Raw genomic sequence first — 3,812 nt, 5'->3', positions numbered from 1 at the left:
TATTACTGCGCGCAAACGATTCAAATTCCACAAGATCTATTGTTTTGCCGGCATGTTCCCTGTCAAACCCGGCCGTGGCGATAATCCCCCCGGGATTCTTACGGGCAAGCTCAACAGCCATTTCATTTCCTCGCTGTGATCCGCCGACAGCCGCCATCTTGCCGACCCCTGCCGCAACAGCCCGAGCAATGACGCCATCAACATCATCCAACAAGTCAAAATGAACATGTGTGTCGAAGAACATAAACCCGAAGGTAACAGTTGAAATGACTAAAAGGAATGAAGAAAATCTCCTATCCCCTTTCCTGAAGTTTGGCAGTTCCATGTACTAAGTCAGCCATGATTTTACGATAATGTTCATGCTGCGATGATCTTTGAATTGGGTTGTCCGAGTTTCTCAGGGCTGATCTTAGGGTGAGCATTGAATACGAGCGGCGAGAAATTATCCGCCGCCCCGAGCAAGAGATCCTGTTGAAGTTGTTTTATGAGGTCAGAACATGTTGGTCGCTGGCTATTTTTTCGCATGTACCACTTGGGAGGGGTGACTGATGGCGGTCTGGAGTGGAACCCGTACGCTTGTATGCCTGCCAGAAGCAATGCGGCATATGTGGCAATACATATAGATGGTGCAGTAGAAACACTTGTGGTAGTTCTGACCTGAGTCTGGCCGACACCAAAGAGTTGCTTTTCTTCCTTGAAGTTCACCTCGATGCCCCATCGCCAGAAATATGCTTGGATCAATCTTATTATGGGGATATGGGTGTCTGTGCAGACAAGATATGCTGGTTGAGTGTAGGACCAAGCTCCGTTTTTTCGTTTTCTATGGTGCATTGGCGCTATGACAACGACTTGAACAACGGCCTTTTCGCCGGCGATGTGCCATTTGGCGCGTGAAATGTGTTTATAGCGGACTGTTGTTGTTTTTGGGCCATTGCAGATTTCAGCAGACAGCCAGGGAATTGTTTTGTTTTTTCGTAATTGTTCCGGTGTAGGAAGTTGATCGCCATAGGAGCGTGGACGTCCAACAGGCGGATTTTCCAGGCGTTTGGTTGGACGCCGCAGGCAGATATCTGCCCTGGTTCTGCCAATATAAACAGTGCGAGCAGGTAGTTTTGGTAACAAAGTTGAGTTGGAGTAGTCTCCGTCTCCGCAAACCCAGATATCCCTGCCTTGCTGGTCTGTATACGCATCGAGATGGTCACGTACCTGTTGAAGCAATCGAGCTGCGTGAACGCCGGGACTGTTCATTGTTCTGAGTTGCTCATATTGGATCCAATCCTCTTTAGGTGCATCTTTTGCTGGCTTCGGTAACTTCGGGATCAGCTTGATGGCAATAGGGATCATCCGGGAACGTTTCGGGTTGGCTGGATCTGGTACCGCTGCTGATAACTGTATGAATCGTTGGGCATACATGAGGTTCGTATGAAACTGAGGGCCTAGCGGATCTCTATACCATCCAGCACCGGCTATATGCTTACCAGACTTCTTGATATAGGAATCGTCCAGAGCAATCACAAGAGGTCTATCGGGTGGTAGTAACTGCAAAACACCATCGAGAATCGGGCTGAACACCGCCTTGTCATCCACATGCTGACGATACAACCGATATGCTTTGCTCCAGTCTTGTTGCTGTCTGCCCAGGGCGGTGAGCAAACCAGTTACAGTGCGGCGTTGGTTGCAGATCAAATGCGCTAACATATGTTGAGCCAATTCACCTTGTTGTCCTTCGTCGGCGCCCATTTCGGCCTGTTTGGCGATGAGCGCCAACACGTAACCGGCTAACGTCTCGTTTTTTTTAGAGGTGATGGCGGGGCATCAGGCCGCTGAAGAACCAGAGTGGTTCGGTCATGGATCGACCACTGGACCACCTCTCCTTTTGTGAAATCCATCGACTGAGCCACTGCCGATGGAAAATTGATGTACCACTGTTCGCTGTTTTGACGCTTGATCAGTTGAACTTTTGTTGGAAACGGCATAATAAACGTAATAGTTTAGCGTCCTGAAGCGAGAGCTGGGCGTGGTTTGTGGGCGAAAAGAATCGCTCTTTTTTTTATTGCTATTATACCTAAGCATGATATAAGGCTTAGGTATGAATGAGAGACCCAGTTATCAGGCATTGCTGAGAGAACGGGAGCGCCTGCTGAAGCAGCTTGGGAACAGTCCGCCGGTGTTACGGGGATCGCTACGGCAACATATGAACCGGTGCGGTAATCCTGGTTGTCGTTGTCACGATGAAGACAAGCCCGTACTCCATGGCCCCTATCAGTACCTTTCGCACCGCTATGGGAACCGCACACAGACGATCCTGTTGACCGAAAGCAAACTGCCGCACGCCCGGAAGTGGGTGGCCAACTATAGACGGATAATACAAACAGTCTATCGGCTGGCCGAGGTCAACTTCAGGATATTGCGCTATCATCACGCCAACTTGGATAAGAAATCATGAGTGAGCTGGAACAACTCAAGGAAGAAAACACCCAATTACGGGAAGAAAACAGGCTTTTAAAGCTCCAGATCGAGGAATTACGGCAGAAGTTCTTCAAGAAGAACACACCGAAACCAGAGGACGATGATAAAACACCCCATCTGCCCAGGAAACGCGGCGCACCAGAGGGGCATCCCGGCAAGACCCGCCCTGTACCGGATCATTTCGACGAGCACGTAGACGTAAAGCTTTCCCAGTGTCCGGAATGCGGGTGCCACAGCCTCAGCGAGTGCAAGCGACATGAAGACCATTACCAGGAGGATATTGTTCTGCCGCAAGTCAAAGTCACCCGCTTCCGGCATCACTTCTACTGGTGTCCTGACTGCCATGAAGTGGTTCATGGCATAGGCGAAGGGGAATTGCCCGGCAGTTACATTGGTCCTGTGGCCAAAAGCCTGGCCAGTTTCCTGCACTACCAGTTGAAACTGCCTTATCGGAAGATACAAATGCTGTTCCGCGATCTGTTTCATATGTCTTTCACGCCCGGCGCGGTGCCCGGGTTTGACCGGCAAGCCTGCTGTCGCGGGGATCCCATCTACAACAACATGCTGAAAAGCCTCCCGGCTCAACGCTATGTTCACGCGGATGAAACCGGCTGGCGAAACGAGGGAATAAATCATTGGCTATGGTGCTTCATTGCCAAGGGGTATGCGCTCTATCACATAGACCGTAGCCGGGGTAGCAAAGTCGTGACTGCTATTATGGGAAAACGTTATGCAGGAACACTGATCAGCGACTTCCTTGGGGCCTATAACCGCATCAGGTGCCGAAAACAACGCTGTCTTGTTCACCTCTTGAGACTGATCAAGAAGTGGCTGGTCTATTTCGCCGATGATCGCAAGCGCCGGAAATACTTCGATGGCCTGAAATCGCTGGTTAAGAGCATTATCCGGCTGAGCGAACAGTACGCCAGGGGCCGAGTGAAGAACTTCGTTGTCAGGAAGGCCGATCTGGTGGCGCGTCTGCGCCGAACTTTGAATGTCAGTCTCGATCATCCCCGCGCCGACAAGTTCATCCGAAAGCTCGCGGGAAAGCGCAACCAGCTTGTTGCCTGTCTGGACTCCCGGGATGTCTGTGCCCACAACAACATCGCCGAACGGCTCCTGCGCGATAACGTCATCATGCGTAAGATCACTTTCGGCAACCGCTCTCTCACGGGCAGTGGCCAGCACAATCACGAGGTTCTTATGAGCCTCATCCAAACCGCGCGCATTCAGAATCTCAACCCGCTCGAATTCCTTCGCCTCCTCCTTACCCAGCCGGCCTCCGCCTCTGCCGCACTCCGCCCAGCTCTCGCTTCAGGACGCTAAACTATTACGATTTATTT

General features: G+C 51.1%; 3 protein-coding genes. 1 reads left to right on the top strand and 2 read right to left on the bottom strand.

Annotated features, from left to right (window positions below):
* Together WC614_14040 and WC614_14035 are read right to left on the bottom strand one after the other, a co-directional pair.
* A partial coding sequence (locus tag WC614_14040) for a TatD family hydrolase (protein ID MFA5034124.1) occupies positions 1–325 on the bottom strand: 325 nt, incomplete at its 3' end.
* 32 nt (positions 326–357) lie between these two features.
* Entirely contained in the window at positions 358–1,740 is a 1,383-nt protein-coding gene (locus tag WC614_14035; GenBank protein ID MFA5034123.1) for a transposase, read from the bottom strand.
* A gap of 702 nt (positions 1,741–2,442) precedes the next feature.
* Between WC614_14035 and WC614_14030 the strand changes: the two genes are divergently transcribed.
* Positions 2,443–3,795 (top strand): IS66 family transposase, encoded by a 1,353-nt coding sequence (locus WC614_14030; GenBank protein MFA5034122.1) that lies wholly within the window; start codon positions 2,443–2,445, stop codon positions 3,793–3,795.
* Positions 3,796–3,812 lie beyond the last annotated feature (17 nt).

Source organism: bacterium, from assembly GCA_041649255.1.
In the GTDB taxonomy this organism is placed as follows: Bacteria; Hydrothermota; UBA3073; order JACQXS01; family JAQTXJ01; genus JAQTXJ01.
This window is presented reverse-complemented; position numbering and strand designations above follow the sequence as displayed.

What these genes read in the sequence shown, in the direction of transcription:
- WC614_14035 (MFA5034123.1), bottom strand. Translation starts at nt 1,740, where the DNA reads ATGGGCGCCGACGAAGGACAACAAGGTGAATTGGCTCAACATATGTTA.
- WC614_14030 (MFA5034122.1), top strand. Translation starts at nt 2,443, where the DNA reads ATGAGTGAGCTGGAACAACTCAAGGAAGAAAACACCCAATTACGGGAA.